A 25416-nucleotide genomic window follows, 5' to 3' on the forward strand; every position below is an offset into this window, starting at 1 on the left:
TGCCCTAACGCCGCAACCAGGCGACCAGCAGCGCTGCCGAACCGGCGCCGCCGCTGATCCAGCTCCACACCGGCACCGTGCCCAGGTACCAGCCATCCGGATGCAGGCCGTAAAGTACCGCCGCGACCACCAATAACCCGCTGCCGGTGATGGCGGTGACCACGCGCGTTTGCAGCTTGCGTAGGCTCAGATCCAGTGCGCGCAGCTCGGTGGAACGGATGTCCACCTGATGCCGGCCTTCCACCTGCTGCTTCAGCCAGCTGTGCACCAGCCGCGGCATGTCCGGCGCGTGGGTCATGATTTCCGGCAGACGCTTGCTCAGTTCGCGCAGCACGCGGCGCGGGCTGTAACGCTCGCGCAGGATGCGTTCGAGCACAGGCCGTGCCACTGCCCAGATATCCAGCTTGGGATCGAGTTGCCGGCCCACGCCTTCGATATTGAGCAGCGTTTTCTGCAGCAGGATCAGCTGTGGCTGCAGGGTCAATTCATAGCGCTGCGCCACGCGAAACAATTTGATCAGCACCTGCGCCAGCGAAATCTCCGACAGCGGCCGGGTGAAATACGGCTCGCACACCGAGCGCGCGGCCGCCTCCAGTTCGTCGATGCGCACGTTGCTTGGCATCCAGCCCGCCTCCACGTGCAACTCGGCCATGCGGCGGTAATCCTTGTGGAAGATCGCCATGAAGTTCTCGGCCAGGTAGTACTGATCTTCCTGTGAGAGCTGGCCCATGATGCCGAAATCCAGCGCGATGAAACGCGGATTGAGCCGACGTTCCGGGTCCGAATCGACCCAGATGTTGCCGGCGTGTGCATCGGCGTGGAAGAAGTTGTCGCGGAACACCTGCGTGTAGAACACGCGCACGCCCTTGGCTGCGAGCGCCTTGCGATCGATACCGGCCGCATCAAGCTTGGCGATGTCGTCGGATGGAATGCCGTACACACGTTCCAGCGTGAGCGCACGCTCGGCGGTGTGCGACCAGATCACCTCGGGCACGTACAGATCGTCAGAGCCTTCCCAGAACCGGCGCAACACGCTGGCGTTGGCGCCTTCGCGCTGCAGGTCGAGTTCGGCGGCCAAAGTGCCTTCGATCTCGGCCACCACTTCACGTGGACGGATCTTATCGGCGCGCGGATGGGTGCGTTCGACCAAGGTGGCCAGCGAATGCAGCAAGGCGATATCGGCATCGATCTGGCGCTCGATCTCCGGGCGCAATACTTTGACCACCACTTCGCGGCGCACGCCGTTGGCATCTGGCGGCAACGTGGCCGCATGCACCTGCGCGATCGACGCCGACGCCAGCGGCACCGTGTCGAAGCTGGCAAACGCCACGCTGACCGGCAGGCCGAGTGCGCCTTCCACGATCAGGCGCGCGGCTTGCCCATCGAATGGCTTGACCCGGTCCTGCAACAAGGTGAGTTCTTCGGCCACGTCGGCCGGAATCAGATCGCGCCGGGTGGAAAGAATCTGTCCGAACTTGACGAAGATCGGCCCCAGCTCCTGCAGCGCCAGGCGCAGCCGCGCACCGCGCGATTGCGCGGCGATTTCGGCACTGGCACGCGGCACGAATGGTTTGGCCAGGCGCAGCCAGCGCTCTGCCGGAGTGCCTTCCAGCAAGGCATCCAGGCGGTAGCGCAGGATTACCCGGCCGATGCGGCTTGCCCGCAGGATCGCCTTCATGCCGCGTCTCCGCGCGCGCGCAGGCGGCTGACGCGCACGGCCAACCGCTCGACATCGTCGCGAAGTTCGTCCACGTCGTCGTGGAAGGCTTCGAGCTCGGCGCGTGGCACCACATCGCGCGATTCTTCAGTGACGAATTCGGCCGCGCTGTGCGCCAGATCCACTGCGCTGCGACGTGCCTGCTGCAGCGCTGCGCGCACCGCGCCAGCGATCTGCACGCCCAGGATGTCGCCGAACACCGCCACGAACGGCAACTGCCAATCCGGGTCGAAGCGGCCGGCCAGTTGTTGTAGCTGGCGCGCCAACTCGGCATCGCCGGAGACCTTGAGCCGGCCGGCCGGCGCGCCGGTGCGACGTGCGTTGGCCAGCAGCGGCAGTTGCCCGAGCAAACCGGCCAGGCTGCTGCGCACCGCCAGATCAGGCTCCTGTGCCTGATCGACCGGGCCGACCAGCAATCGGCGCTCGTGCACACGGATCTGCAGGGCCAGCGCGGGCGCCTCCAGGGTCAGCGCGATACGCTGGCCTTCCAGCGGCAGTAGGGCGTCGCGGGTATCCGGGTCCAGCGCCAGCGCACGGTTGAGCGCTGCCTGCAGGGCCTGGCCGGCGAGCGGCTTAAGGGAAGTGAAGAGTGATCCGGGCATGCCCGCATTCTACCGTCCCTGCATGTCGCAGCTGCTTGACGGCGGTGTGGCAGCACTGCCTGGCGCTGCAGGACTTCCTTCAGTGCGCACACCACAGGCATCCTGGCGGCTTCCATTCGCGACGGCAGGAGCGGGCAATGCGCAAGATTCGGGTCGGCCTCATCTTCGGCGGCAAATCGGCCGAGCACGAGGTCTCGTTGCAATCGGCGCGCACTCTCCTGGATGCGCTGGATCCGCAACGCTTCGAGCCGGTGCTGATCGGGATCGACAAGCAAGGCCACTGGCACGTCAACGACCCCGACAGCTTCCTGCTCCATGCCGACGACCCGGCGCGCATTGCGCTGCATCGCAGTGGTCGCGGGGTGGCACTGCTACCGGGCGCGCAACAGCAGCAATTGCGTCCCATCCAGCCGGAGCAGGCGCTGGCGCAAATCGATGTCGTGTTTCCCATCGTGCACGGAACACTCGGGGAAGACGGCTCGCTGCAGGGGCTGCTGCGCATGGCCAACCTGCCCTTCGTGGGCTCCGGTGTGCTCGGCTCGGCGGTCGCGATGGACAAGGACATGGCCAAGCGCGTGTTGCGCGATGCCGGGCTGGAGGTGGCACCGTTCGTCTGCTTCAACCGCCACACCGCCGCACAGGCCGATGTGGATGCGTTGATCGCGCAGTTGGGCTTGCCGCTGTTCGTCAAACCGGCCAACCAGGGATCTTCCGTCGGGGTCAGCCAGGTACGCACGGCCGACGAATTCGCCGCCGCACTTGCCTTGGCATTGGCCTATGACCATAAGGTATTGGTGGAAGCGGCCATTGCCGGGCGCGAAATCGAATGCGCCGTGCTCGGCAATGCCGCGCCGCGAGCAAGCGTCTGCGGCGAGGTGGTGGTGCACGACGCGTTCTATTCGTACCAGACCAAATACATCAGCGACCACGGAGCCGAGATCGTGATTCCGGCTGACATCGATGCGCAGACCCAGCAGCGCATCCAGCACATCGCGGTGCAAGCCTATCAGGCGCTGGACTGCGCAGGCATGGCGCGCGTGGATGTCTTTCTGTGCGCCGATGGGCGCATCGTGCTCAACGAGGTCAACACGCTGCCGGGCTTCACGCGCATCAGCATGTATCCGAAATTGTGGCAGGCAAGCGGACTGGACTATCGCGGCCTGATCACGCGGTTGATCGAGCTGGCACTGGAACGGCATGCCGACGACCAATTACTGCGTAGCGCAGTCGACCCGCACTGATCACCCAACTGCAGCTGCGCGCCGTACAACCGCACGACCGCGCCGGATTGCTTGCACTCAACACGACGCATGCCACCGAACTGTCCTTGCTCCACACAGACGGCCTGACGACCTCGCTGCAGATCGCGTGGCTCGCATGCACTGCCGCACCGGCTGTCGGCCTATTGCTCGCGCTGGGTCAAGACGCACCGTATGCCAATAGGAATGTCGCCTGGATGGCGACCGCTTCGCGCGGTTCGTGTAGGTCGATCGCATCGTCATTGCCGCACACGCACGTCGGCGCGGCCGCGCCACGCAGCGGTATGACGAACTCATCCATCAGGTACATGCTGCAGGACAGCTGTCGCTGGTATGCGAGGTCAATCCAATGCCTGCCAATCCCGCGTCGCTGGCGCGGCATCGGCAGCTGGGTTCTGCGCCGATTGCGATGCCATGCTAGCCAATGGCAAGCAGGTGCAGCATCTGGAAAAGAACCGCTGTAATCCGCGAAAAGGTGCTTATTTCCCGCCATCACGCACAAGGCCCGCTTCCTTGCAGAAGCGGGCCTTGTGAGCGCCAACCGGCAGCGCCGCTGCCGTGACGTATCGCAGCTAAGCGTTATACCTTGCCGCGACGGAACATCGAGATCACTGCCAGGATCAGGAACACCACGAACAGGATCCAGGCGATGTTGGTCGCCGCACCGGCGATACCGCTGAAGCCCAGCACAGCGGCGATGATGGCGATGACGAAAAAGATGATGGCGTAATGCAGCATGGCAAGGGTTCCAGAAGTTGTCGTGCCGAATCGGCGCAGACGTATCCTGAAGAGCCGGCGGTCTTTATCGGGTGATGGCGATGTCGTTGGAAGATGAGGATCGCAGCCGTTTCAGGCCTTCTTCGATGCTGATGCGCGGCACATAGCCGAAGTCGCGACGCGCTGGTTCCATGCTGTACCAATGTGGCGTGCACAACTGTTCTACCAGAAACCGCGTCAACGGCACTTCGCCTGGCAGACGCAACAGTGGCCATAGCGTTTCGCAGACCGCTCCGATCCGATATGCGGTCTTGAACGACAACGAGCGCGTGACTGCCGGCGCATCGACGGCAGCCAGCAAGCGATTGAGCAGTTCGCGCATCGGCAGCGGTTCGCCATTGGAAATGAAGTACGCCTTGCCTGCGCAGGCAGCCCCCACTGCAAGGTGTTCGAACGCATCGAAATGCGCCTGCGCGGCGTTGTCGATGTAGGTGCTGTCCACCAGGTTGCTGCCATCGCCGACCATGCGCAGGCGACCGGCGCGCGCGCGCGCGGACAGCCGCGGCAACAGATGATTGTCGCCCGGCCCCCAGATCAGCCGCGGACGCAACGCGACGGTGGCCAGCTGCGCATCGTTGGCCGCCAGTACCGCACGCTCGGCGATCGCCTTGGTCGCCGCATACGCGGCGCGCAGGTCTTCGCCATACGGCACTTCGTCGGCGCCCAGGCCCTCCACCGGGTTGGTGGCGCGATGGGTGACGCTGGGTGTGGAGGTGTAGATCAACCGCGGCACGCCATTGGCGCGGCATGCGTCGAGCACGTTCTGCGTGCCCACCACATTGGCCTGGTGATAGCTGTCGTAGCTGCCCCAGGCGCCGGCCTTGGCGGCGTTGTGAAACACCGCATCGATCCCGTCGAACGCATGTCGCACAGCCTGCGGGTCGGCCAGGTCGCCACGGATCTGGCCCACACCCAGGCTCTGCAGCACCGGGTAATCGCCGCGCTGAAAACTCACCACCTCGTGCCCACGCGCACGCAAGCCGCGGCACAACGCCTGGCCAAGAAATCCACCACCGCCAGTCACCAGAATCTTCATCGCTTTACACCGATCACAAGAGGAAACACGGAAGAACCACGGAGATGCGCGCACCGCTGCATGTGCTTATGCACGCTGCTGCGCTGCCCAGACCGCCAGTTTCTCGCGGCCGATCTTGGCGTTGTGGCGGATGTCGACCGGAAAACCCGGATGCCGCAGGAAGCGCGTGATACCGGCGGTATGCGCATGCGCAGCGCCCAGCGCATGCAAGGCGGTTTCGACTTGCGCAAACGCCGACACCGCCACCCCCGGCTGCAACTCCACGCACAGCACCGGCTGCTGCTGTCCGGCTGCGCCGACACCGACCAGCGCCGTACGCCGCACCTGGGGATGCACGTTGAACACCGGCTCCACCTGCTCGGTGTACAGCGGGCCGGTGGCCGTTTCCACGCGATGGGTCTTGCGCCCGCAGAACCACAAGCGTCCCTCCGCATCGAAATAGCCCACATCGCCCATGCGGTGCACGATGCGCTCGCTGCCATCGTCGCTGCGCTCGCGGATCTTGGCGATCCGCGTGGCGGCATCGCGGTTGAAATAGGAGTCGGTGGTGGTGGGTCCGGCGACGGTGATCTCGCCGACCTCGCCCACCGCCAGCACGCGCACGCCGCTCCAGTCGGCAATGGCCGCATCGTCGATGGCGATGATGCGCACCTCATTGGGTGCGACCACCTGCCCCACACAGGTGCCGGCACCGGCTTCGGTGGCAGTGCGCGTTGCGTCCAGGGTGCGGCCTTCGATCGCCGCCACCGGCAGACATTCGGTGGCGCCGTACGGAGTCCAGAATTGCGCATCGGCCGGCAGCAGTGCGCGGATGGTGGCCACCACATCCGGCGGCACCGGTGCGCCTGCCGACGTCGCCAGGCGCACGTTGGGCAGCGGCTGCCCATAGTCGGCCAGCACGCGCATCAATGCCGGCGAACCGAACAACTGCGTCACTCCGAAGCGCTTGAGCGCATCGTGCAGCTTGCGCGGGTCGGCGCTGCCCGGGCGCGTCGGGTCCATGTCCGGAATCACCGAAGTCAGCCCCAGCGCCGGGTCGAACAAGGCGAATGGCGGAAACGTCGGTAAATCCACACCGCCGGGCTGCATGTTGAACGCATTGCGCAGCAATTCGATCTGGCCGACAAAATGCCGATGCCGGTAGACCACGCCCTTGGGCACGCCGGTGGAGCCGCTGGTGAACAGGATCGCCGCGACATCGTCCGGTGCGGTATCGGCCAGTTGGCTGCCGGCGCCGGCACCATCGCGCTCCACGCGCGCCAGCGTCACCCCGCCCCAGCCGTAGCGTCCGCCGACGGTGACGATCTGCCTGGCAGAGCGCGCCCAGCGCAGCAAACGGCGCGCCAGTTGCGCAAGCGGTATGCCGATGAACGCCTGCGGCTGCGCCTCGTCCAGACACTGTTTGAGCGCGCGCTTGTCGATGCCCGGATCGACCAGCACCGGCACCGCACCGGCCTTGAACAACGCAAACATCAGCAGGAAGAATTCCGGCGACGGCCGCACCATCACCACCGCGCGCGCGCCACGGCCGATGCCGTGCAGGGCCAGGCCGGCGGCGATCGCATCGCTGCGTGCATCCAGTTCGGCATAGCTCAAGGTCACGTCGTAGGCGGCAAACCCATTGGCGGCGCGGCGGCCGGGGCAGCGGATGGCGATCTGATCGGGGCGCTCGCGCGCCAGCTGCGGCAAGGTGGCCGCGATATTGCAGAGAGTAGTCATCGCCGTATTATCACCCATGCACTCACGGTGCCGGCCGCTTGCGCGCAGGGCCCACCTGGACTTGCGACGGATGCGCGCCGTCGTCGGGGCACGCGCCCCCGCGATGCCGACGCATGAATCGCTTAGCGGCGGCGGCCTCCTGCCTCTTGTATCGCGGCACGGTTCGGTCAGAATGCCGCGCTCCCCACGCGATTTCGCCGCGCCAGGCCCGGCATCCATGGCACACCCCTGCCTTACCTGCGGCGCTTGCTGCGCCTATTTCCGCGTCAGTTTCCACTGGAGCGAAGCCGATCCCGCTTTGGGCGGCAGGGTACCGATCGAACTGACCGACTCCTTGCGTACGCACGAGCGGGTGATGCGCGGCACCTCGCAATCGCAACCGCGCTGCATTGCGCTGGATGCCGACATTGGCCGCTACAGCCGTTGCAGCATCCACGACCGCCGCCCGTCCTCCTGCGCCGCCGTGCCGGCGTCGCTGGAATTCGGGCAGCGCAGTGCGCAATGCGACAAGTCGCGCCTGGCGCATGGCCTGCATGCGCTGACGCAGGACGATTGGATCGGCGTGGACGATGCGCAGCGCAATCCGCTGCCGGCGGTGTGAGGCCTTAGCGCAACACGCATGTCGTCTGGCAACAACGTCAGCAGACACATTGCCGGCATGACCGATGCGCTGCATCGGGATCAGCTACAGGAACTTCAGTCCTTGAGCGCGGCTTGGCCAACGCGCATCCACTGCCGGCAAGGCGCTAAAGCGGATGACGCTCCAGGAACGCGCGAATCGCCGGCACCAGCACCTCGTGCTTGTCTTCCAGCACGTAGTGATTGGCATCCTCGAATGCAGTCACTTCTGCGTTCGGCAATGCGCGGCGAAAACCGGCCAGAAAGTGCTTGTCGAAACAGATATCGCGCAGGCCCCAGGCGATGAACGCGGGGCGGTCGGCAAACGACGGCAAGGCCTGTGCGGAGCGCTCCAGCAACGACCAGCCCCTGTCGGCCGGCGACAGCGGAATGTCCTGCATGAAACGGATCGTGGAGATGCGATTGCGCCAGTTGTCGTAGGGCGCGACATAGGCGCGGCGCACGGCCGACGGCATGCGGCGCGACACGCCAAACCATGAAGCACCGGACGAAAACGCATTGAACGTGCGGATGAACCACTCGCCCGGTCGCCAATGGCGGCCCATCGCGATCTGCCACGGCATCGGCTTTTCCGGCGGCAACGGGAACGCAGCCGTGTTGGTGATCACCAGCCGTTTGACCTGCGCATGATGCGACAACGCCCAGCCGAACCCGATCATGCCGCCCCAGTCGTGCACCGCCAGCGTGACCGGGCCGGCGATCCCTAGATGCCGCAACAAGGTCTCCAGATCGTCGACGCGCGACTGCAGGGTGTAGTCGTAGCGCGGCTGCGCATCGGGCGCATCGTCCGGCTTGTCGGACAGGCCCATGCCGATATGGTCCGGCACGATGCAGCGGTAGCGATCGGAAAGACCGCTGACCAGATGTCGCCACAAATAGCTCCACGACGGATTGCCGTGCAGCATCACGACCACCTCGCCATCGCGCGGACCTTCGTCCAGATACGACATCGCAACGCCGGGCCGCACATCGAAGCGTTTGGGGGTGAAGGGGTAGCCTGGGTAGTTCATTGATTTCTCGACTGTGTTGAATCCAAGGCAATTCGCCCTGTCGCAGCATCTGCAAATGCAGCGGGATCTCTCTCATGAATATGGTGACGTGCGGCCGGTACGCTCGGCCACGACAGTGACACGCCGACCCCACCGGCGGCGGCGTAACAGAGCGCGCACGTTACATCAGTCATAGCGGCTGCGCGCCTTCGCTGAGGATGTTGAGGTAGGCCTGGTACGCAAAGATGCGATGCCGCTGCTGTCCGGTGAGTTCGTTGACGATGTCCAGTTGCTCAAGGGTGCGTATTGCCGCGCGAATGGTCGGCGCGCTCAGCGACAGCTGCGGCGCAACCTGCGGCACGGACAAGACGACACGGCGTGCAAAGTGCTCGAACACCAACCCGACGTTGCCGGCAAGCTGACCCAGCGCCGTGATCCGTGCGCGATCACGTGCCAACAGCGCGAGCAGCCGCTGCGCCGTATCGACAGCCTGCTGCGCTGTTTCCGCGACGCCATCCAGAAAGAAGCCCAGCCACCCTTCCCAATCGCCACGTGTCCTGACTGCATTGAGGCGGTCGTAATACTCGGCACGGCGACGTTTGAAGTACAGGCTCAGATACAGGCTAGGTGCGCGCAATACACCTTCGCCGCACAGGATCAAGGTGATCAGCAGGCGCCCCAGGCGCCCGTTGCCATCGCTGAAGGGATGGATGGTCTCAAATTGCACATGCGCACGCGCTGCCTTCACCAACGGCGGCATCTGCCCGGGCAAGGCGTGCAGAAACTGTTCGAGCGCAGCCAGCGCTGCAGGCAATGCATCCGGTGGTGGCGGGACGAACTGTGCCAGTGCGGGCGACGCGCCACCGATCCAGACCTGATTTCGGCGAAATTCTCCCGGCTGTTCGCCAACTCCGCGCCCGCCCTGCAGGAGCAAGGCATGCACTTCGCGCAACAGCCTCAGCGGAAAGTCGTCCTCGCGCAAGCGCCGAAGTCCATGATTGAGCGCGGCAACGTAGTTGGAGACTTCTTCGACATCGTCGATGGGCACACCGGGCGCGGCGTCCATTTCGAACAACAACAGGTCCGACAGCGAAGACTGCGTTCCTTCGATCTGGGACGACAGCAATGCTTCCTTGCGCACGTACTGATACAGCAACAGTTCCGGATCGGGCAGCATCAGTGTGAGGCCGTCCACTCGTCCCAGCGCCTGGTCGGCGCGCTCTTTGCGCGCGACCAGCTCGGCCGCGGTGAAATCCAAGGCGGGCTGTGGCGGTAACGGATCCGGGATAAAGGCCTGATAGCGGCTTGCGGCCAAGGCCCGGGAGACGTAATGACCCGTCGTGCGATGTGGCATCGTTTTCCTTACAACCGGCGGTCGGGCCAATAAGGAAACTTTCCTACCACTTTCTTTCCTAAGTGGCGACTCAGTGCGGCATCAACCAACGCTTATGCCGCGCCTGAGCCAGCAACACTCACCAAACCACTTCCGCCATCGAGCAGTTCAAGCCCGAACCGATGCCCAGCAGCGCAATCCGGTCGCCCTTCTTCAGGCGGCCCAGTTCCTTGAGCTTGCTCAACACGATCGGCACAGAAGCCGGGCCGATGTTGCCGTGTTCGCCGAAGATGGTCATGACCTTGGCCGGGTCGATACCGAACGACTTCACAAATGCGGCGGTGTGCGGGCGGCTGACCTGGTGGATGACGAACTGGTCCAGCTCGTCCACCGCCCAGCCCAGCACCTGGCGTGCAGCCAGGAAGGTCTTCTGCGCCAGCTTGATGCCTTCGATCAACAGCAGCCGGGTGTCGGTGACCATGCGGTCCAGGTTGCCGCGGCACAGCTTGTTCCACTCGGTGGCCGAGCGGGTCACGCCGCCCTTGTAGCGCGGGGCGTCGGGGACCAGCTCGGTGCGCGCCATCACCATGGCTGCTGCACCGCAACCCAGCGTCAGCGCGGCGAGTTCGTTGCGGAACTCTTCCTCGGTGACGTCCGGCGAGGTCATACGCTCAAGGGTCTTTTCGTAAACCAGGTTGGCGGTTTCGCCATCCACGACCAGCGCGTAGTCGATCTCGCCGCGCTCAAGCATGCGCGCGGCGATGTCCATGCCGTTGATGAAGGCCAGGCAGGCGTTGGCCACGTCGAAGGTGACGCAGTGGTCGCTCACCCCCAGGTTGCCGGAGACGATGGAAGCGGTGGACGGTTCCAGGTAGTCGCGGCTCACCGAGGTGTTGACCAGCAGGCCGATCTTCTCGATGCCGATGCCGGCGTCGATCAGCGCCTTGCGCGCGGCCTGGGTGGCGGCGTCGGACGCCTGGACATCCTGGTCCCACAAACGCCGTGCATGGATACCGGCAACGTCGCCCAACACGTCGGTCTTGATCCCGAGGCGGTCGTAGGTCGGTTGCAGGCGTTCGTTGATTTCCTTGGAAGTCAGCGTGTGCGGCGCATCAACATGCGCCAGTCCCGCAATGGAGACATTCTGGAAGAGCATCGAAGTAGCGCCATGGCGTCAGGCGAGGGGGCGCTAGTCTAGCCGCTGGCTGGTTTTACCGCATCTTTACATTTGAATAGCCAGCGCCCCAGCCCAACGGTTCAGCGCGGCGGGCAGCGGAAGGCGTTGAAACGCTGGCTGCCATCGGCTGGCTGACCTTGTGCCTGCACCGCATTGGCATTGGCACCAGGCGCCTCGTTGCGCGCCAGTGTTTCCAGCTCTTCCTGCACGCGCAGCGGGTTGCGGTTGTAGAAACCGACCTTGCTCTTGACCGTCACCACCACTTCGCCCTGCTGTTGACATCCCGCTGGCACAGGGCCTGCGGGCAGCACCTGCACGCTTTTGCCGCTTTGTTCGATCGGCACCCAGGTGCAAGCCGCGGTGGTGGTGGCAACCAGAACAGACAGCATCAGTACGCGCATAAGTCATCACACCTGTGGGGAGAGCCGGATTGTGCCGTAGTTGCCTGCCAACGATTCGGCGCGTGGCGGTCGCCGCAATCCACCCATTCAGCGCACTGAACTGCCATGCCTTGAGCGCGGACGCCTGTCTGGCTGCGATGTCCGGCGTCCTGCAGCGCGTCCGGGTGTCCGGACGCGGACACTGCTACGAACCTGAAAACCCTTTAAAAACAAGGATCTTTGATTGGCACACCGTTTGCTGTGATGTCTCTCGCAACCATCCACAGCGCCAAAAACTGACTTTCAGCTGAACAAAATAAAAAGAACGACGAAAGTTCTTGTTCCTACCGAAACGGTGTACTACATTACTACCACACCACTTCCCAACAACACCAAGAGATCTCGCCATGAAAACCCAGACCCTGCGCATCGCCCTCTCCGCCGCCCTGTTCGCCGGCGCCACCCTCACCGGTTTTGCCCAGGCCGCCAGCCTGACCACGCTGGAGACCGTGCAGGTGCGCCCGGCCGCCGACCAGATCGCCCAGCAGACGCTGGAGCGCAACAGCGACATCCACACCCTGGCCGCCGTGCAGGTGCGTCCTTCGGTCGAACAGCTGGCTGCGCTGGCTGCCGAACAGGCCGGCCCGCGTATCGTCACTCTGGCTGCGGTGCAGGTGCGTCCTTCGGCAGAACAGCGCGCCGACCTGGTCGTGCGCAGCGCCGCCGCCAGCGCGCAGACCGCCTCCAGCCAGGCAGCTGGCGCCATTGGTGCGCTGATGGGCCAGGTCATCGTCAACCTGCCGGCACCGAAGCTGCAGCCCTCGCCGGCCGAGCTGGAAGCGCTGGTCAACGCCGCCATCGGCCTTTAAGCACGCGCGCAGCTACACTTGCGCGCATGCCAGCACCCGTCCTCGATGTCATCCTGTTTCAGCCCGAAATTCCGCCCAACACGGGCAATGTGATTCGCTTGTGCGCCAACACCGGCGCGCGCCTGCACCTGATCGAGCCGCTCGGCTTCGACCTCAGCGACAAGCAGCTCAAGCGCGCCGGCCTGGACTACCACGAATACGCACCGCTCAAGGTGCATGCCGACCTGCCCAGCGCCCTGGCCGCAATCGCGCCCCAGCGCGTGTTTGCACTGAGCACCCGCAGTACGGTGCGCTACGACACACCGCAGTTCGCCGATGGCGATGCGTTTTTGTTCGGCCCGGAAACCCGCGGCCTGCCGACCGAGGTGCTGGAGTCGATTCCGCCGCAACACCGGCTCCGTCTGCCGATGCGCCCGGACAACCGCAGCCTCAATCTGTCCAACACCGTGGCAGTCATGGTGTTCGAAGCCTGGCGGCAGTGGAATTTTGCTGGCGGCCAGTAAGCACGCTTGCACGCAATGAGACACCGCGGCGCACGCACTATTGGGCCCGCACTGCCACGCTTCCGTTGCGATCTTGAGTGAGGCACGTAGACGTCTGACGATCACTGGCGATCTATTGCGTCCGCGCTTGATCGACGGCGAGAGACACCGCATCGGCCAGCGGTCGTTGAAGCGATCATGCGTGCCGCCTTATCTGCACGCTTGATGCGCGCCTTGTCTGGCATCTCTCGAGCTTGCACATATCGCACTTGGGCATCCTCGCCAGTGCATTGCAGTCGATCGAGCGCCAGCCGCAACAGACATCAATCGCGTCGCACGCGTGCGCCCACTGCGCGGCGATTACACCACCGTCTGCACAGCGGTCGCCGCCTGCAACATGCCGCGACAGCCGGCCCAAAAGGCCACCGCCAGCAACGCAATCGCCCCCAACGCCAGAAACGCAGTGCGGTAACCGAAGGCATGCGCCAGCCAGCCACCGAACGCCGGGCTCAGCGCCGCGCCGATACCCTGCACCGTCATCACTGCGCCCTGGCCGACATTCACGCGCCCGGTGCCTTGCAACAACCGCGCGACCAGTGCCGGCACCACCACGCTTTGCAGGCCTGCGCCGAGCCCATCGAGGATCTGCACCGGAAATACGCCCCAGCCATGGATCACCGAGGCCGCCACCAGCGCACGCAATGGCAAGGCCATAAAGGCCACCAGCAAGACCCACCAGTGCCCGTGCACGCGGATCCAGCGCATCGCCAGCAGCGCGACCACGACCATCGTGGCCTGTGCCACCACGATGGTCGTGGCGGTCAACGCACTTGGGTCGCCGGCATGCGCCGCCACGATTGCCATGCCGTACAGCGGCAGCATCGCTGCATTACCCAGATGAAACAGCCCCAACGTGACCGCCAGCAGCGCCAACGGGCGGCAGGTCAGCAACACGCGCCAGCCACTGAGCGCATCGCCATCGTTGTTGCTTGCCAGGCCGCGTGCTGCGCGGTGGTCGATGGCCGCAGCCGGAATCGCCAGCACCGCCACCAGCGCCAGGACGCCGAAGAACGCGGTGAGCAGAAACACCGCAGCGAATCCGTAGCGCCATCCCAACCAGCCGGCCAGCACCGCGGCCAGCACATTGCCGGCATGGTTGGCCACCTGATTGCGCGCCAGTTGATGGTCGAAGCCGTGCGCGTGCACCAACCCCAAGGTAATCCCGGTCAATGCCGGGCCAATGCCGGCCGCCGCCAACGCCGAGGCGATCTGCGCGACGACCACGCCGGAAGAGGTGGGTTGCAGCCAGATCAACGCGGTGGCAAGCAGGATCGCCAGGCAGCCGATCACCACCACGGCACGTTTGCGCCGGGTGGCATCGACCAGCGCGCCGGCCGGCGTGGTGGCGAGCATGCCGGCAATGCCGCCCACGCTCATCACCGTGCCGATCGCCGCCACCGACCAGCCCTTGGATTGCAGGAACACGCTGAGGAACGGCCCCAGCCCGTCCTGCACATCGGCCACGCTGAAGTGCAGTGCTTCCAGCGCGCGCGTACCGCGTGGCCTGGCCTTGGTCATCGGCATGGCAATGCTCCACTGTCGGTTGTAACGCCAGCGCGCCTACCGGCGCGCGTGGCAGACCAGAGGGCGAGCATCTCAACCGCGCGCGTTGGCCGCATGTCCGGCTCCTAGTGTTTGGGTTTGGGTTTGGGTTTGGGTTTGTGCCCGGGCCCGTGCGGCGGATGCTCGATCTGCTTCAGCGTCGCCGCCTTGCCGCCCAAGGCATGGGCATGGATCAGCACGCCGTGCGGCGTGGCCTTGGTATCGCCTTCGGCCACCAGTGGTTTGCCGACCACCAGCTGTTTGGCGAAGTCGCCACCGGCGTGCGGCGGAAACCGCACCGTGACCGCGTCGTCGAGCAGCACGCCATGCACCTGCCCGTGCGGACCGTGCAGCAGCCGGGTGATGGTGCCGCTGTGCTGGGTGACTTCCGACTTGGGCGGTTTGCCGGGCGGCTTGGGTTTGGGCTTGGCATGCGGCCCATGCGGGCCTTCATCCAGGATGCGCTTGCCACCTTCAGGATCGATCGCCAACGCCACCAGCATGTCCACGTCACGCGGCTTGAGCCCACGCACGGTGAGCGCGCTGCCAGGCTTGAGTGCCTTCAGCAGCGCCTCCGACAGATGCGGCGGCGTGTGCACTTCGGTGCCGTCGTTGAGGAGCAGGCCATCGATATCGGCCTTGGGATTGAGCAGGAAACGCGCCAGGGTGCCGCGGGTGGCGGGGAGGAAATCAGGGTCGACCCAATGCATGGTGTTACTCCGAAAAAAGACCGGCACTGCCGATCAAGCCGCTGGCCACGCGGGGGCGTGGCCAGCGGAGGAAACCAACAAACCAGAAACGTGCAGTGCGACTCAACGACCGGCCGGCGGGACGGCAGCGCCCGGCGGGGGCGGCGGCAGCGGGCCGTCCGGACGCGGTGCGGTAAACAATGCACGCAGCGAAGAGCGGTCGCGGCCCAGCTGGGTGGCCTCGATCGCACGACCGTCCGGGGTGGCCACGCCGAAACCGCTGGCGCTCAGAGGCGCGCCGACGCGCAACAGATCGGCGAACTGCAGCGCCAGATGCGGCGGCATCCGCACCACCGTGCCATCGCTGACCAGGGCACCATTGACCTCGCCAGCAGGCCCATACACCAGGCGCTGGATCTTGCCATCGGCCTGCAGCGGGGTCAGCTGACCCGGGGGCGGCGGCGGCGGTGGCGGCGCGCCGAAGGTGGGCGGGCGATCGACCACCTCGCGGCCGCTACGGCCGGAGCGGATCGAACTGACCTGCAGTACCGGCAGATTGCCCAGGCGGAAGCCCTGCACGACGACACTGTCGCCGGCACGCACCGCAGCCTTCACTTCGGTGGACAAATGCGGCGGAAACCCGACCTGGGTGCCATCGCGCAGCCACAGGCCGTCGACGTCGCCATTGGGGTTGAGCATGAAACGCTCCACGGTACCGCTCACGCTCACCGGCGTGGCCGCAACGGGGGTGGGCGGAGCCGGCGGGCCGCCGATCGGGCCATTGGGAGCCGGCGGCGGCGGCGGGGCGGCAACTTGTGCAGCGGCGGCACCGATGGTGCAGGCCAGGGCAATTGCAAGAACGGTCTGACGCATCATGGGAATGTCTCCAGCGCGGCGGGAAGGGGCCGCGTACCAGAGACAAAGCAGTAATCGTGCCAATCACCAAGTACTTGTTTTAATAAGGATTTCATTGGCCAATGTCGAGATGAAGACGTCTGCATTTCATGCACCCTGTCCAGTTCGGGGACAGCTGCAACCCGGTCGGCGGTCGATGCGCGCGATCGTCACAGGCCGTAATCCTCCAGCTTGCGATAGAGCAGTTGCCGGTGGATCCCCAGCCGGCGCGCGGCCTCGGCGCGGTTGCCCTGGCTCTGTTCCAGAGCCGACTGGATCATCTGTTTTTCCAGCCGCGCCACCGCTTCGGGCAGTGTCCCGGTCGGCGCCGACGCACCATCTGGCGGCGCCTCGCCGGCCTCGGCCAGCGCTTCGTCCAGATCCGCCGCATCGATGCTGGTACCGCGCACCATGACCTGGCTGCGCTGCATGACGTTGCGCAGCTCGCGCACGTTGCCAGGCCAGCGGTGCGCAAGCAGGCGCTCCTGTGCAGCCGGCGACAGGCTCTGCGCGCGCGCTGCATTGGCGCTCAGAAAGTGCTGCGCCAGCAGCAGGATGTCCTGGCCGCGTTCTCGTAATGGCGGCAATTCGATCGGCACCACATTCAGGCGGTAACGCAGATCGCTGCGAAAGCGCCCGTCGGCCACGCAGGCGGCCAGGTCGCGATGGGTGGCGGCCAGCACCCGCACATCCACCTTCTGCGGGCCGCTGCCGCCCAACGGCGTCACCTCGCCTTCCTGCAGGAAGCGCAGCAGCTTGGCTTGCATCGGCAGCGGCATGTCGCCGATTTCGTCGAGAAACAAGGTGCCCCCATCGGCTTCGCGAATCAGCCCAAGACGGTCGCTGCTGGCGCCGGAAAACGCGCCCTTGCGATGGCCGAACAACTCGCTTTCCATCAACTCCAGTGGAATGGCCGCGCAGTTGACCGCAACGAACGGCGCCTCGGCGCGCTGACTGGCGCGGTGCAAAGCGCGTGCGGCCAATTCCTTGCCGGTGCCGGTTTCACCGGTGATCAGCACCGGCAGATCAGACGCCGCCGCCAGCCCGATGCGCTTGTGCACCGTGCGCATCGCCGGGCTGTGGCCGACCAACGCATCGTCGTCCTCGTGCGGGGCTTGTTGCGTTTCCGTCGCTGCTGCCTGTGCATCGGCACGGCTGAGCAGCGCGCGTTCCACCACCTCGACGATGTCGGCGCGTCCCACTGGCTTGACCAGATGATCGAAGGCACCCAACGTCATCGCTTCGATGGTGTTGCCGCTGGACACATGGGCGGTCAGCATCACCAGCGGCACCTGCCGCGCCTGCGCGTCGTCCAGGCGTGCACGCAGCACCGCGATGCCATCCATGCCCGGCATGCGGAAATCCACGAACGCCATGTCGATCCCGCCCTCGCTCAGCCGCGCCAGCCCGTCCGGCCCGTTGTCGGCCGCAAGCACCGTGTGCCCGAGCGAGCGCAAGGTGGCCTGCAAGGTCGTGCGAAACGCCGCATCGTCGTCGATGATCAGGATGCACGCCATGGCAACTCCAGGATGAAATGCGTCAGCCCGTCGGCATGTGTGTAGCGTGCCTGCCCGCCGTGTGCGCGCGCGATCTCGCGCACCAGCGCCAGCCCAAGACCATTGCCATCCGTGCGGCCACTGACGAACGGTTCGAACAAGTGCGCAGCGATCGGTTCAGCGATTGCCGCGCCACGGTTGGAGACCTGCAGCTGCAACATGCCCTCCACGTCTGCCGCCTGCAGCGTGACCTCGCTGCCTGGATCGGCATGCTGCACGGCATTGCGCACCAGGTTGTGCACCGCACGCCCCAGTTGCTGCGGATCCAGGGTCCAGCGCAGCGGCACAGCCGGCAGCAGCACGCGGGGCGGCAGCGTGCCGGGAGGCGCCAGGATCGGCTCCAGCAGGGCCGTCAGCCAGTCCTGCACCACCACCGTCTCCAGCTGCAGGCGGATCGGCTGCACCATGCCGAGCAGGCTCTCGACCACGCCATCCAGGCGACGGATCTGCCCAAGCATCAACTCGCCATGCGCGGCGTCGTCCGGCGTCGCATCGCGGCGCGCGATTTCGTTTTCCAGCGCCAACCGCATCGTGGCGATCGGGTTGCGGATTTCATGCGCCACCGTGGCCGTCATGCGTCCGAGTGCAGCGAGCCGTTCGTGTCGCGACAACTCGTCGGCCAGGCGGCGGGTCTGCGCCAGTGCCTGCGCGTTGCGTTGCGCATAGTCATTGACCGCTGCGCCCAACCGGTCCAGCTCCGGCGTGCCGGTCGGCGGGATATGCGGCGTCTGGGTGTCGGCGGCCAGCGCCTGCTGGATGCGCTGCAGGCGCTGGCTCCAGCGCCGCACCAACACGCCTAGCGCAATCGCCGACATCGCCACCATGGCGAAGATCAACAGCATGCCGACGACCAGCGGCCGCCAGGCATCGGCCTTGCTGGCCGGCACCCGGGTCATCGTCCATGCCGCGCTGTTCGATGACAGCGGACAGGCGCTGATCAGCAGCACCTCGCGACGACCGTTGCGACGGTACTGCGCCGCCTTCTTCTCGCTCACGCTCTGCTGCGCCGTCCTGACGATATTGGCCCACTCCGCAGCGGGAATATCGGTCTTGTGATCGCTGCCGTCGTAGGTCGGGTACGCATAGGCAACAAAGCCCTTGTGCAGGTCCCAAACGCCACCTTCGACACCTGGGGCATCGGCCAGCACCAGGTGCACCACCACCGCCGCCAGGCCCACGCCATCGTCGCCGCTACGTGCCGCCTCGCTGGCCCCGACATAGCGTTGCACGATGCGCGCGCATTGACCGCTCAATTGCTGCCGCGCCTCCTCCAGCCGCACGCCCTCGGTCTGCCGGTACAAGCCGTACAACACCGTGGCCACGCCCAGACAGGCGGCCACAATCACGATCCAGATCAGCAATAGTTGCCGGAGCAGCGAACGGGGCATGGGCGAAGCGGCCTGAAGAGGTCAGCCAGTGTGCGCGAGTGCAACTGAATTAACGCAGGTTGGTCTTGACCAGCTCGATCACTTCATCACCCCGCCCGCTCATCACCGCCTTGAGCAGATACAGGCCCATGCCCTTGGCCTGTTCGAGCTTGATCGCCGGCGGCACCGCCAGCTCCTGCGTGGCGATGCGTACATCAACCAGCGCCGGACCCGAATGCGCGAAGGCCTGCCGCAATGCGCGTTCCAGTTGCGATGACTCATCCACGCGAATCCCAAGGATGCCCATTGCGTTGCTCATCGCCGCAAAGTCCGGATTGCGCAGCTCGGTGCCGGTATCCAGGTACCCGGCCGCCTTCATTTCCATCGCCACAAACCCCAGCGAGGCATTGTTGAACACCACCACCTTCACCGGCAGATTCAACTGCGCCAGCGAGATGAAATCGCCCATCAGCATTGCAAAGCCGCCATCGCCCGACAGCGAAATGACTTGCCGCCCAGGAAATGCCGCCTGCGCGCCCAGCGCCTGCGGCATCGCATTGGCCATCGAGCCGTGATTGAACGAGCCCAGCAAGCGGCGCTTGCCGTTCATGCGCAAGTAGCGTGCCGCCCATACCGTGGGCGTGCCGACATCGCAGGTAAACACCGCATCCTGATCGGCAATCTGGCTGATCAACCGGGTCACGAACTGCGGGTGCAATGGCTCGCCCGGATCTGCCGGCACCGCCAGATCGTCCAGGCCTTCGCGCGCCTTGCGGTAGTGCGTAAGCGATTTTTCCAGGAAGCCGCGTTCTTCGCGGCGCTGCAAGTGCGGCAGCAATGCCGCGATGGTTTCGCCTACATCGGCGGCGATGCCCAACTGCAACGGGGTGCGCCGACCGAGCGCGCTCGGGTCGCGATCCACCTGCACGATGGTCGCGTCCTTCGGATAGAACTGCCGATACGGAAAATCGGTGCCCAGCATGATCAAGGTGTCGCAGTTGAGCATCGCGTGGTAGCCGGAACTGAAACCGATCAGGCCGGTCATGCCGACATCGAACGGGTTTTCCCACTCCACGTATTGCTTGCCGCGCAACGCATGCACCACCGGTGCCCCCAAGGTATCGGCCAAGGCCACCACCGCATCATGTGCGCCGGCGCAGCCACTACCACACAACAAGGTCACCGCTTTGCTTTGCTGCAATCGCTCGGCCAATTGCCGCACATCCTCGACGGCAGGCAGCACACGCGGCTGACGCAGTGCCGGCCATTCGCTGGAGATCTGCTTGTCCACATCCAGCAATGCGATATCGCCGGGAATCACCACCACGGCCACACCTTGCTGCAGGATCGCCGAGCGCATCGCACGATGCAGTACTTCCGGCAACTGCGCCGGGTTGGTCACCAATTCCACGAAGTGACTGCATTCGCGAAACAGCTCCTGCGGGTGGGTTTCCTGAAAATAATTCAGCCCGATCTCGGACGACGGGATGTGCGCGGCGATCGCCAACACCGGCTGCCGGCTGCGATGGCAGTCGAACAAGCCGTTGATCAAATGCAGGTTGCCCGGCCCGCAACTGCCGGCGCACACCGCCAACTGGCCGGTCACTGCCGCCTCCGCGCCTGCGGCGAACGCGGCAACTTCTTCGTGACGCACGTGCATCCACGCGATGGTCTGCATTTCGCGCAGCGCGTCGGTCAAGCCATTGAGGCTGTCGCCGGTCACCCCCCAGATCCGCTCAACCCCAGCGCTCTGCAGCGTTTCGGCCAGAAACCGCGCCACCGTTCTCTTCTTCGCCACGATGCAGCTCCACACGTATGTTCAACAAGCGTGCAATGCTCCCAGCGGCGGTGTCAGTGGAATGTGCTCGTGTAGCGAGCTCGCGCCAAACGCTGCAAAACCAGGCGATCTACGCACTTGTGCACACAAGCCTCACATCGGCGCTACAAAAGCGCTAGAGCATCACGTTTGCACTTGCCGTACGCGCATCTGCACGCAACACAAGAAAGCGCAGCTGAATCTGGCGCGATGATTCATCAACTGGTCAGTCCAGAATTCATGTCGCGTTCCATCGAATAACGGAGAATTTACATCTCGGCAGCGAACGGCATTCGCCTCAGCGCCGGCCCAATCAAATAAGTATAGGTATCCCGATCATGAAGACTTCTTTGCTGGCCCTCGGCCTTCTCGCAGCTCTGCCGTTTGCGGCTTCGGCTGCTGAAAACCTCTCCTACAACTTCGTCGAAGGCGACTACGTGCGCACTCCGACCGAAGGCCGCGATGCGGACGGCTGGGGCGTGAAGGCATCTTATGCCGTCGCTCCGAACTTCCACGTGTTCGGCGATTACAGCAAGCAGAATGCTGACGACAACAACAACGTGTTCGAAAACACCAACTCCGACTTCCAGCAGTGGGGCGTCGGTGTGGGCTTCAACCACGAAATCGCCACCAGCACGGACTTCGTTGCCCGCGTTGCGTACCGCAAGCTGGACCTGGACACCCCGAACATCAGCTTCGACGGCTACAGCGTTGAAGCCGGTCTGCGTAACGCCTTCGGCGAGCACTTCGAAGTCTATGCACTGGCTGGTTACGAAGACTTCTCCAAGAAGCGTGGCATCGACATCGGTGACAACTTCTACGGCCGCCTTGGCGCCCAGGTGAAGTTGAACCAGAACTGGGGCATCAACGGCGACATCCGTATGGATGGCGACGGCAACAAGGAATGGTCGGTCGGCCCGCGCTTCAGCTGGTAAGCCGCACGTTGAACTGCAACGCGACTCTCTCTCCCGCGTTGCATTGGAAGCCCGGTCCCCCGACCGGGCTTCTTTCTTTTGCGCGATCGGTTGGCGGTATGTCCGCACACGTTGCCTAACGCGGCGCTTTGCACTGGGGAATCCTCACCAACGATGCACCTTGCCACGGGGAAGTGGCCGCGTCCGCGTTGGGTGCGTAGCAATGCCTGACGCCTGATCCGCCGAAGCTTTACGTACGCCGCACAGCAGCCAATCAACAAAACGCCCGGCAGTGCCGGGCGTTTTGTTCTGCATCTTCGCAATGGGCACCCAAGTGCCGCTGTGTCGTCAGGTAAACAAGGTCTGCGGATATTCGGGCTTGCGCTCGCGTGCCAGCAATTCCTTCAAGCCTGCTTCCGGAGTGATTTCGCCATGCAATACCGCGCGCACAGCGTTGGAGATGGGTAGCTCGATGCCGTGGTGTTCGGCCTGGCGCATGACCTCGTCGGCTGTCTGCACCGATTCGACCACCTGGCCGATCTCGCGAATCGCATCGTTCAAACTCTGCCCACGGCCTAACGCCAGGCCCAGGCGACGGTTGCGCGACAAATCGCCGGTGCAGGTGAGCACCAGATCGCCCAAACCGGCCAGGCCCATCAGGGTTTCCGGACGTGCGCCGATCGCCGCCGCCAGACGCAGCATCTCGTTCAAGCCACGTGTGATCAAACCAGCGCGTGCATTGAGGCCAAGCTGCATGCCATCGGCCACGCCGGTAGCCACGGCCAGCACGTTTTTCATCGCACCGCCCAGTTCGGCGCCCACCATGTCGTCGCCGGTGTAGGCGCGGAAAGTGGGGCCATGCATCGCGTCGGCCACCACTTGGGCAAACGTCGCATCGTCGCCGTGCACGGTGACGGCCGTCGGCAGGCCGAGCGTGACTTCCTTGGCGAAGGAGGGCCCGGTCACCACGGCCAGCGGAACGCTGGGGCCGAGGATGTCGCGTGCCACTTCATGCAGAAACCGCCCGGAACCGGGTTCGAACCCTTTGGTCGCCCAGGCAACGCCCGCGTCCGCCGGGCGCAGCGGTGCGATCAGCCGGATTGTCTCGGTGAACGCATGCGAGGGCACCACCACCAGAATCCAGGTGGCGTCAGCGACGGCCGCCTGCAGGTCGGTGGTGGCACGCAGGCTGTCGGGCAGTGGAATGCCCGGCAGATAACGCACGTTCTCATGGGTGCGGGCGATGATGTCCACCATCGCCGCATCGCGGCCCCAGAGCACGGTCGAGTGACCGTGTCTGGCGAGCAGCGCGGCCAGGGCCGTGCCCCAGGAACCGGCGCCGAGAACGGCGATCTTGTGGGTCGAATCGCTCATCGGCGCAATCAAGGCTTAGGCGTTGCCAGCCGGCTCGGAATCGGCCAGCGAGGTGCCTTCGTTCTGGCGCTGACGCAGGGTTTCTGCATACAGGGCTTCGAAATTGATCGGCTGCAGGTAGAACGGCGGGAAGCCACCAGCCTGGATCAGATCGCTGACCAGCGTACGCACGTACGGGAACAGGATGTTCGGGCACTGGGTGCCGAGCAGCACGTCGATCGCCTGCGGCTCCAGGCCGACCAGGCCGAACACGCCGGCCTGCTGCACTTCGGCCACATAGGCAGTCTTGCCACCGGCGGTGCAGGTCAGGGTCACGGCCAACACCACTTCAAAAGCGTTGTCGTTGAGGCGCTGGACCTTCTGGTTGAGGTTCAGCTGGAGCTCCGGCTGGTTGGCGTCATTGAAGACGGCCGGTGCGTTCGGCGATTCGAAGGACACGTCCTTGACGTAAATCTTTTCGATGGTGAAGGCGGGGCCAGCAGCGGCGTCGGCCGGCGCAGCGGCGCCGTTGAGGATTTCGTCGGACATTCCTAACTCCAGAAACGATTCGGTGGATGCAGCGTTGAGTGATGCAGACGTGAAAGCGCGAGTCTCTCACGCCAGCAATGGGGGCTTGCCGGTCGCCGCACAAGGCGGATCAGCGGCCCTTGATCAGTGGCAGCTCGGCCATCTGCCAGGCAGCGACACCGCCTTCGAGCCAATACACCTGCTCGAAACCGGCTTTCTTCAGCGTCTTGGCTGCACCAGCGGAGGTGGTGCCACTGCGGCAGACCACCACCACGGGCGAGGCCTTGGCGTTGGCCAGCAGCTTGCCGGCCGGGTCGAACTTGGCCAGTGCCACATTCCGGCTGCCGGCGATGTGGCCTTTTTCGAAATCGGCCGTCGGCGACAGGTCGATCACCAGCGCGTTGTCGCTGTTGATCAGACGGGTCAGCTGGGCCGGCGTGAGCGCGCGATAGCCGCGGAACAGGCGCGCGACCTCGGTGACGATCAGGGCGATAGTCAGGCCCACCAGGGCCAGCGACAACATGGGGTTGCGGCCGACAAAGGCCTGCAGCTCTTCGAAATTCACGGGGTCAGGGTCAGTCGAGCGGGCGGGAATTGTCGCACAGCTGGCGCACGCGACGCCCAGCGCGCAGGGGCCAGGCTATTGGCCTTTCCACAAATCGGGCAGACCGCTGGCCAGCCACCAGCGCTTCTGCTCGGGATTCCAGCGCCAGATCTCGATGCCGCGCACCAGCCGTTCGGCCTGGGTGTTGCGGTTGATCACGCGCAATTCCACCTCGCGGCGCAGGTCACCATTGGGGTCTTGGCCCACGCGCACCTCGCGGTAGCCGGAGATCTGTATCTGCTCGTAGCGCGAACGTTCCAGGTCGCTGAGCGGATGCGCCTGGGCATACGCCGGCTCAACGAAGCCCTGCGCGGCGTCGAAATCGTTCCAGCGCACGGCGGCCGTATAGGCGGCCTGGGTGGTTTCCAGCGCGCGCGCCTGGGCGCGGCTGCCGGCGTTGACGACCCCGCTCAGCATCGCCAGCCCAAGCAGCACGACCGTTGTGATGATTGCACGCATGCGTATTCCCCCTGATCCAGCGCGCATCCTACCGCTTTGGAAACGCCACGAAGCGCCCGCTCAACGTGGCTGCCGCGGCGCCCGAGCCCAGCGCGATCTGCGCACGCATGCCGATGCGCGCCTTGCCGCGCTGCCGGAACGTTGCCAGAAACGCCTCCCAGCTCCCCAGCTCGGACGGCTCGGCATTGGCCACCAGGTCTTCGTACACCGGCGCGACGTAGCGCAGTTGGCTGTCGGCAACGTAGACATCGGCGCTGTGTCCGGCCAATTGCAGTTGCAAGGTCAGCCAGCCCCAGCTGGCCAGTGTCATCAGCGAGGCCAGGCTGCCGCCGAATGCATTGGCCTTGTCGTTGACGTTGGCCTGCAGCGGCGCGCGCAAGCGCAGCGCACCATCGTGCAAACCATCGACGGCAATGCCCATCGACAGCACCGGTGGCATGGCGATGAACTGCGACTGCAGCGACTGCAGGGCGGATGCGAGCGTGCACGAAGGAGGCATCGGCAAAGACTGAAAGACGGCGAAGGGCGGCATCATGCCGCAATGTTCTGCAAGCGTCTTGTGCACTTGCGTGACATGCGGCACCGCATGGTAAATGCAGTCATCGCCGCACGCGACGCGCGGGTCGGCTGCGCTTGGTAGTTGCATGCAACAGAT

Annotated in this window: 25 protein-coding genes; 5 read left to right on the top strand and 20 right to left on the bottom strand. The window is 65.0% G+C overall.

What is annotated here, in order from left to right; genetic code table 11:
• Positions 1-4 precede the first annotated feature (4 nt).
• Together ubiB and M0D43_RS10145 are read right to left on the bottom strand one after the other, a co-directional pair.
• Positions 5-1678, bottom strand: a complete 1674-nt coding sequence (gene ubiB, locus M0D43_RS10140) for a ubiquinone biosynthesis regulatory protein kinase UbiB (RefSeq protein WP_260808182.1) — start codon at positions 1676-1678, stop codon at positions 5-7.
• Positions 1675-2319 (bottom strand): ubiquinone biosynthesis accessory factor UbiJ, encoded by a 645-nt coding sequence (locus M0D43_RS10145; protein WP_252164521.1) that lies wholly within the window; start codon positions 2317-2319, stop codon positions 1675-1677. Before M0D43_RS10145 ends, ubiB begins: the two co-directional genes overlap by 4 nt.
• Positions 2320-2456: 137 nt before the next feature.
• Here M0D43_RS10145 and ddlA point away from each other — a divergent pair, with 137 nt between their 5' ends.
• The gene (ddlA, locus tag M0D43_RS10150) at positions 2457-3560 is read left to right on the top strand and encodes a D-alanine--D-alanine ligase (protein WP_252164522.1); all 1104 of its coding nucleotides are present in this window, start codon (positions 2457-2459) and stop codon (positions 3558-3560) included.
• Between the two features lie 597 nt (positions 3561-4157).
• On the opposite strand, the gene M0D43_RS10155 is transcribed toward ddlA, so the two are convergent.
• From M0D43_RS10155 to oleC, 3 genes are all read right to left on the bottom strand, one after another.
• The gene (locus M0D43_RS10155) at positions 4158-4316 is read right to left on the bottom strand and encodes a DUF1328 domain-containing protein (RefSeq protein WP_003468167.1); all 159 of its coding nucleotides are present in this window, start codon (positions 4314-4316) and stop codon (positions 4158-4160) included.
• Positions 4317-4380: 64 nt separating this feature from the next.
• Complete coding sequence (gene oleD / locus M0D43_RS10160; RefSeq protein WP_101364531.1) at positions 4381-5391, bottom strand: 2-alkyl-3-oxoalkanoate reductase; 1011 nt, start codon at positions 5389-5391, stop codon at positions 4381-4383.
• Between the two features lie 66 nt (positions 5392-5457).
• On the bottom strand, positions 5458-7110 hold the full coding sequence (gene oleC, locus M0D43_RS10165; RefSeq protein WP_252164523.1) for an olefin beta-lactone synthetase: 1653 nt from the start codon (positions 7108-7110) through the stop codon (positions 5458-5460).
• 217 nt (positions 7111-7327) lie between these two features.
• Between oleC and M0D43_RS10170 the strand changes: the two genes are divergently transcribed.
• Positions 7328-7711 (top strand): YkgJ family cysteine cluster protein, encoded by a 384-nt coding sequence (locus M0D43_RS10170; RefSeq protein ID WP_252164524.1) that lies wholly within the window; start codon positions 7328-7330, stop codon positions 7709-7711.
• A gap of 145 nt (positions 7712-7856) precedes the next feature.
• On the opposite strand, the gene M0D43_RS10175 is transcribed toward M0D43_RS10170, so the two are convergent.
• The 4 genes from M0D43_RS10175 to M0D43_RS10190 form a co-directional block, all read right to left on the bottom strand.
• On the bottom strand, positions 7857-8759 hold the full coding sequence (locus M0D43_RS10175; protein ID WP_260808183.1) for an alpha/beta fold hydrolase: 903 nt from the start codon (positions 8757-8759) through the stop codon (positions 7857-7859).
• 169 nt (positions 8760-8928) lie between these two features.
• Complete coding sequence (locus M0D43_RS10180) at positions 8929-10092, bottom strand: Fic family protein (RefSeq protein WP_252164525.1); 1164 nt, start codon at positions 10090-10092, stop codon at positions 8929-8931.
• Positions 10093-10210: 118 nt separating this feature from the next.
• Positions 10211-11227, bottom strand: coding sequence for a 3-oxoacyl-ACP synthase III (locus tag M0D43_RS10185; protein ID WP_101364527.1), 1017 nt, complete (start codon positions 11225-11227; stop codon positions 10211-10213).
• A 101-nt stretch (positions 11228-11328) separates the two neighbouring features.
• Positions 11329-11649, bottom strand: coding sequence for a DUF4156 domain-containing protein (locus M0D43_RS10190; RefSeq protein ID WP_010370565.1), 321 nt, complete (start codon positions 11647-11649; stop codon positions 11329-11331).
• A 386-nt stretch (positions 11650-12035) separates the two neighbouring features.
• Between M0D43_RS10190 and M0D43_RS10195 the strand changes: the two genes are divergently transcribed.
• Both M0D43_RS10195 and M0D43_RS10200 read left to right on the top strand, forming a co-directional pair.
• Positions 12036-12497, top strand: coding sequence for an XAC0231 family protein (locus M0D43_RS10195; RefSeq protein WP_252164526.1), 462 nt, complete (start codon positions 12036-12038; stop codon positions 12495-12497).
• A 26-nt stretch (positions 12498-12523) separates the two neighbouring features.
• On the top strand, positions 12524-13000 hold the full coding sequence (locus M0D43_RS10200; RefSeq protein ID WP_101364525.1) for a tRNA (cytidine(34)-2'-O)-methyltransferase: 477 nt from the start codon (positions 12524-12526) through the stop codon (positions 12998-13000).
• A gap of 339 nt (positions 13001-13339) precedes the next feature.
• Here the strand turns inward: M0D43_RS10200 and M0D43_RS10205 are convergent, their stop codons facing one another.
• The 6 genes from M0D43_RS10205 to poxB form a co-directional block, all read right to left on the bottom strand.
• Positions 13340-14563, bottom strand: a complete 1224-nt coding sequence (locus tag M0D43_RS10205; protein ID WP_252164527.1) for an MFS transporter — start codon at positions 14561-14563, stop codon at positions 13340-13342.
• Between the two features lie 104 nt (positions 14564-14667).
• A complete protein-coding gene (locus M0D43_RS10210; protein WP_252164528.1) occupies positions 14668-15291 on the bottom strand; it encodes a hypothetical protein in 624 nt (207 codons plus the stop codon).
• A gap of 102 nt (positions 15292-15393) precedes the next feature.
• On the bottom strand, positions 15394-16146 hold the full coding sequence (locus M0D43_RS10215) for a hypothetical protein (protein ID WP_252164529.1): 753 nt from the start codon (positions 16144-16146) through the stop codon (positions 15394-15396).
• A gap of 188 nt (positions 16147-16334) precedes the next feature.
• Positions 16335-17681: a sigma-54-dependent transcriptional regulator gene (locus tag M0D43_RS10220; RefSeq protein WP_252164530.1), complete on the bottom strand. Its 1347-nt coding sequence runs from the start codon at positions 17679-17681 to the stop codon at positions 16335-16337.
• Positions 17666-19108: a sensor histidine kinase gene (locus tag M0D43_RS10225; protein WP_252164531.1), complete on the bottom strand. Its 1443-nt coding sequence runs from the start codon at positions 19106-19108 to the stop codon at positions 17666-17668. Before M0D43_RS10225 ends, M0D43_RS10220 begins: the two co-directional genes overlap by 16 nt.
• Before the next feature lie 49 nt (positions 19109-19157).
• Positions 19158-20867 (bottom strand): ubiquinone-dependent pyruvate dehydrogenase, encoded by a 1710-nt coding sequence (gene poxB / locus M0D43_RS10230; protein WP_252165016.1) that lies wholly within the window; start codon positions 20865-20867, stop codon positions 19158-19160.
• Between the two features lie 374 nt (positions 20868-21241).
• Between poxB and M0D43_RS10235 the strand changes: the two genes are divergently transcribed.
• Complete coding sequence (locus M0D43_RS10235; RefSeq protein WP_252164532.1) at positions 21242-21838, top strand: OmpO family porin; 597 nt, start codon at positions 21242-21244, stop codon at positions 21836-21838.
• A gap of 327 nt (positions 21839-22165) precedes the next feature.
• On the opposite strand, the gene M0D43_RS10240 is transcribed toward M0D43_RS10235, so the two are convergent.
• The 5 genes from M0D43_RS10240 to M0D43_RS10260 all read right to left on the bottom strand — a co-directional run bounded on the left by M0D43_RS10240 (position 22166) and on the right by M0D43_RS10260 (position 25260).
• Positions 22166-23191, bottom strand: coding sequence for an NAD(P)H-dependent glycerol-3-phosphate dehydrogenase (locus M0D43_RS10240; protein WP_252164533.1), 1026 nt, complete (start codon positions 23189-23191; stop codon positions 22166-22168).
• 15 nt (positions 23192-23206) lie between these two features.
• Entirely contained in the window at positions 23207-23719 is a 513-nt protein-coding gene (secB, locus tag M0D43_RS10245; RefSeq protein ID WP_010370592.1) for a protein-export chaperone SecB, read from the bottom strand.
• A gap of 109 nt (positions 23720-23828) precedes the next feature.
• Entirely contained in the window at positions 23829-24263 is a 435-nt protein-coding gene (locus M0D43_RS10250) for a rhodanese-like domain-containing protein (RefSeq protein ID WP_101364760.1), read from the bottom strand.
• 75 nt (positions 24264-24338) lie between these two features.
• On the bottom strand, positions 24339-24761 hold the full coding sequence (locus M0D43_RS10255) for a hypothetical protein (RefSeq protein ID WP_252164534.1): 423 nt from the start codon (positions 24759-24761) through the stop codon (positions 24339-24341).
• Positions 24762-24789: 28 nt separating this feature from the next.
• Entirely contained in the window at positions 24790-25260 is a 471-nt protein-coding gene (locus tag M0D43_RS10260; RefSeq protein ID WP_101364818.1) for a YiiD C-terminal domain-containing protein, read from the bottom strand.
• Between the last annotated feature and the right edge of the window lie 156 nt (positions 25261-25416).

It is taken from the genome of Xanthomonas prunicola (assembly GCF_025266575.1).
GTDB classification, from domain to species: Bacteria; Pseudomonadota; Gammaproteobacteria; order Xanthomonadales; family Xanthomonadaceae; genus Xanthomonas; species Xanthomonas prunicola.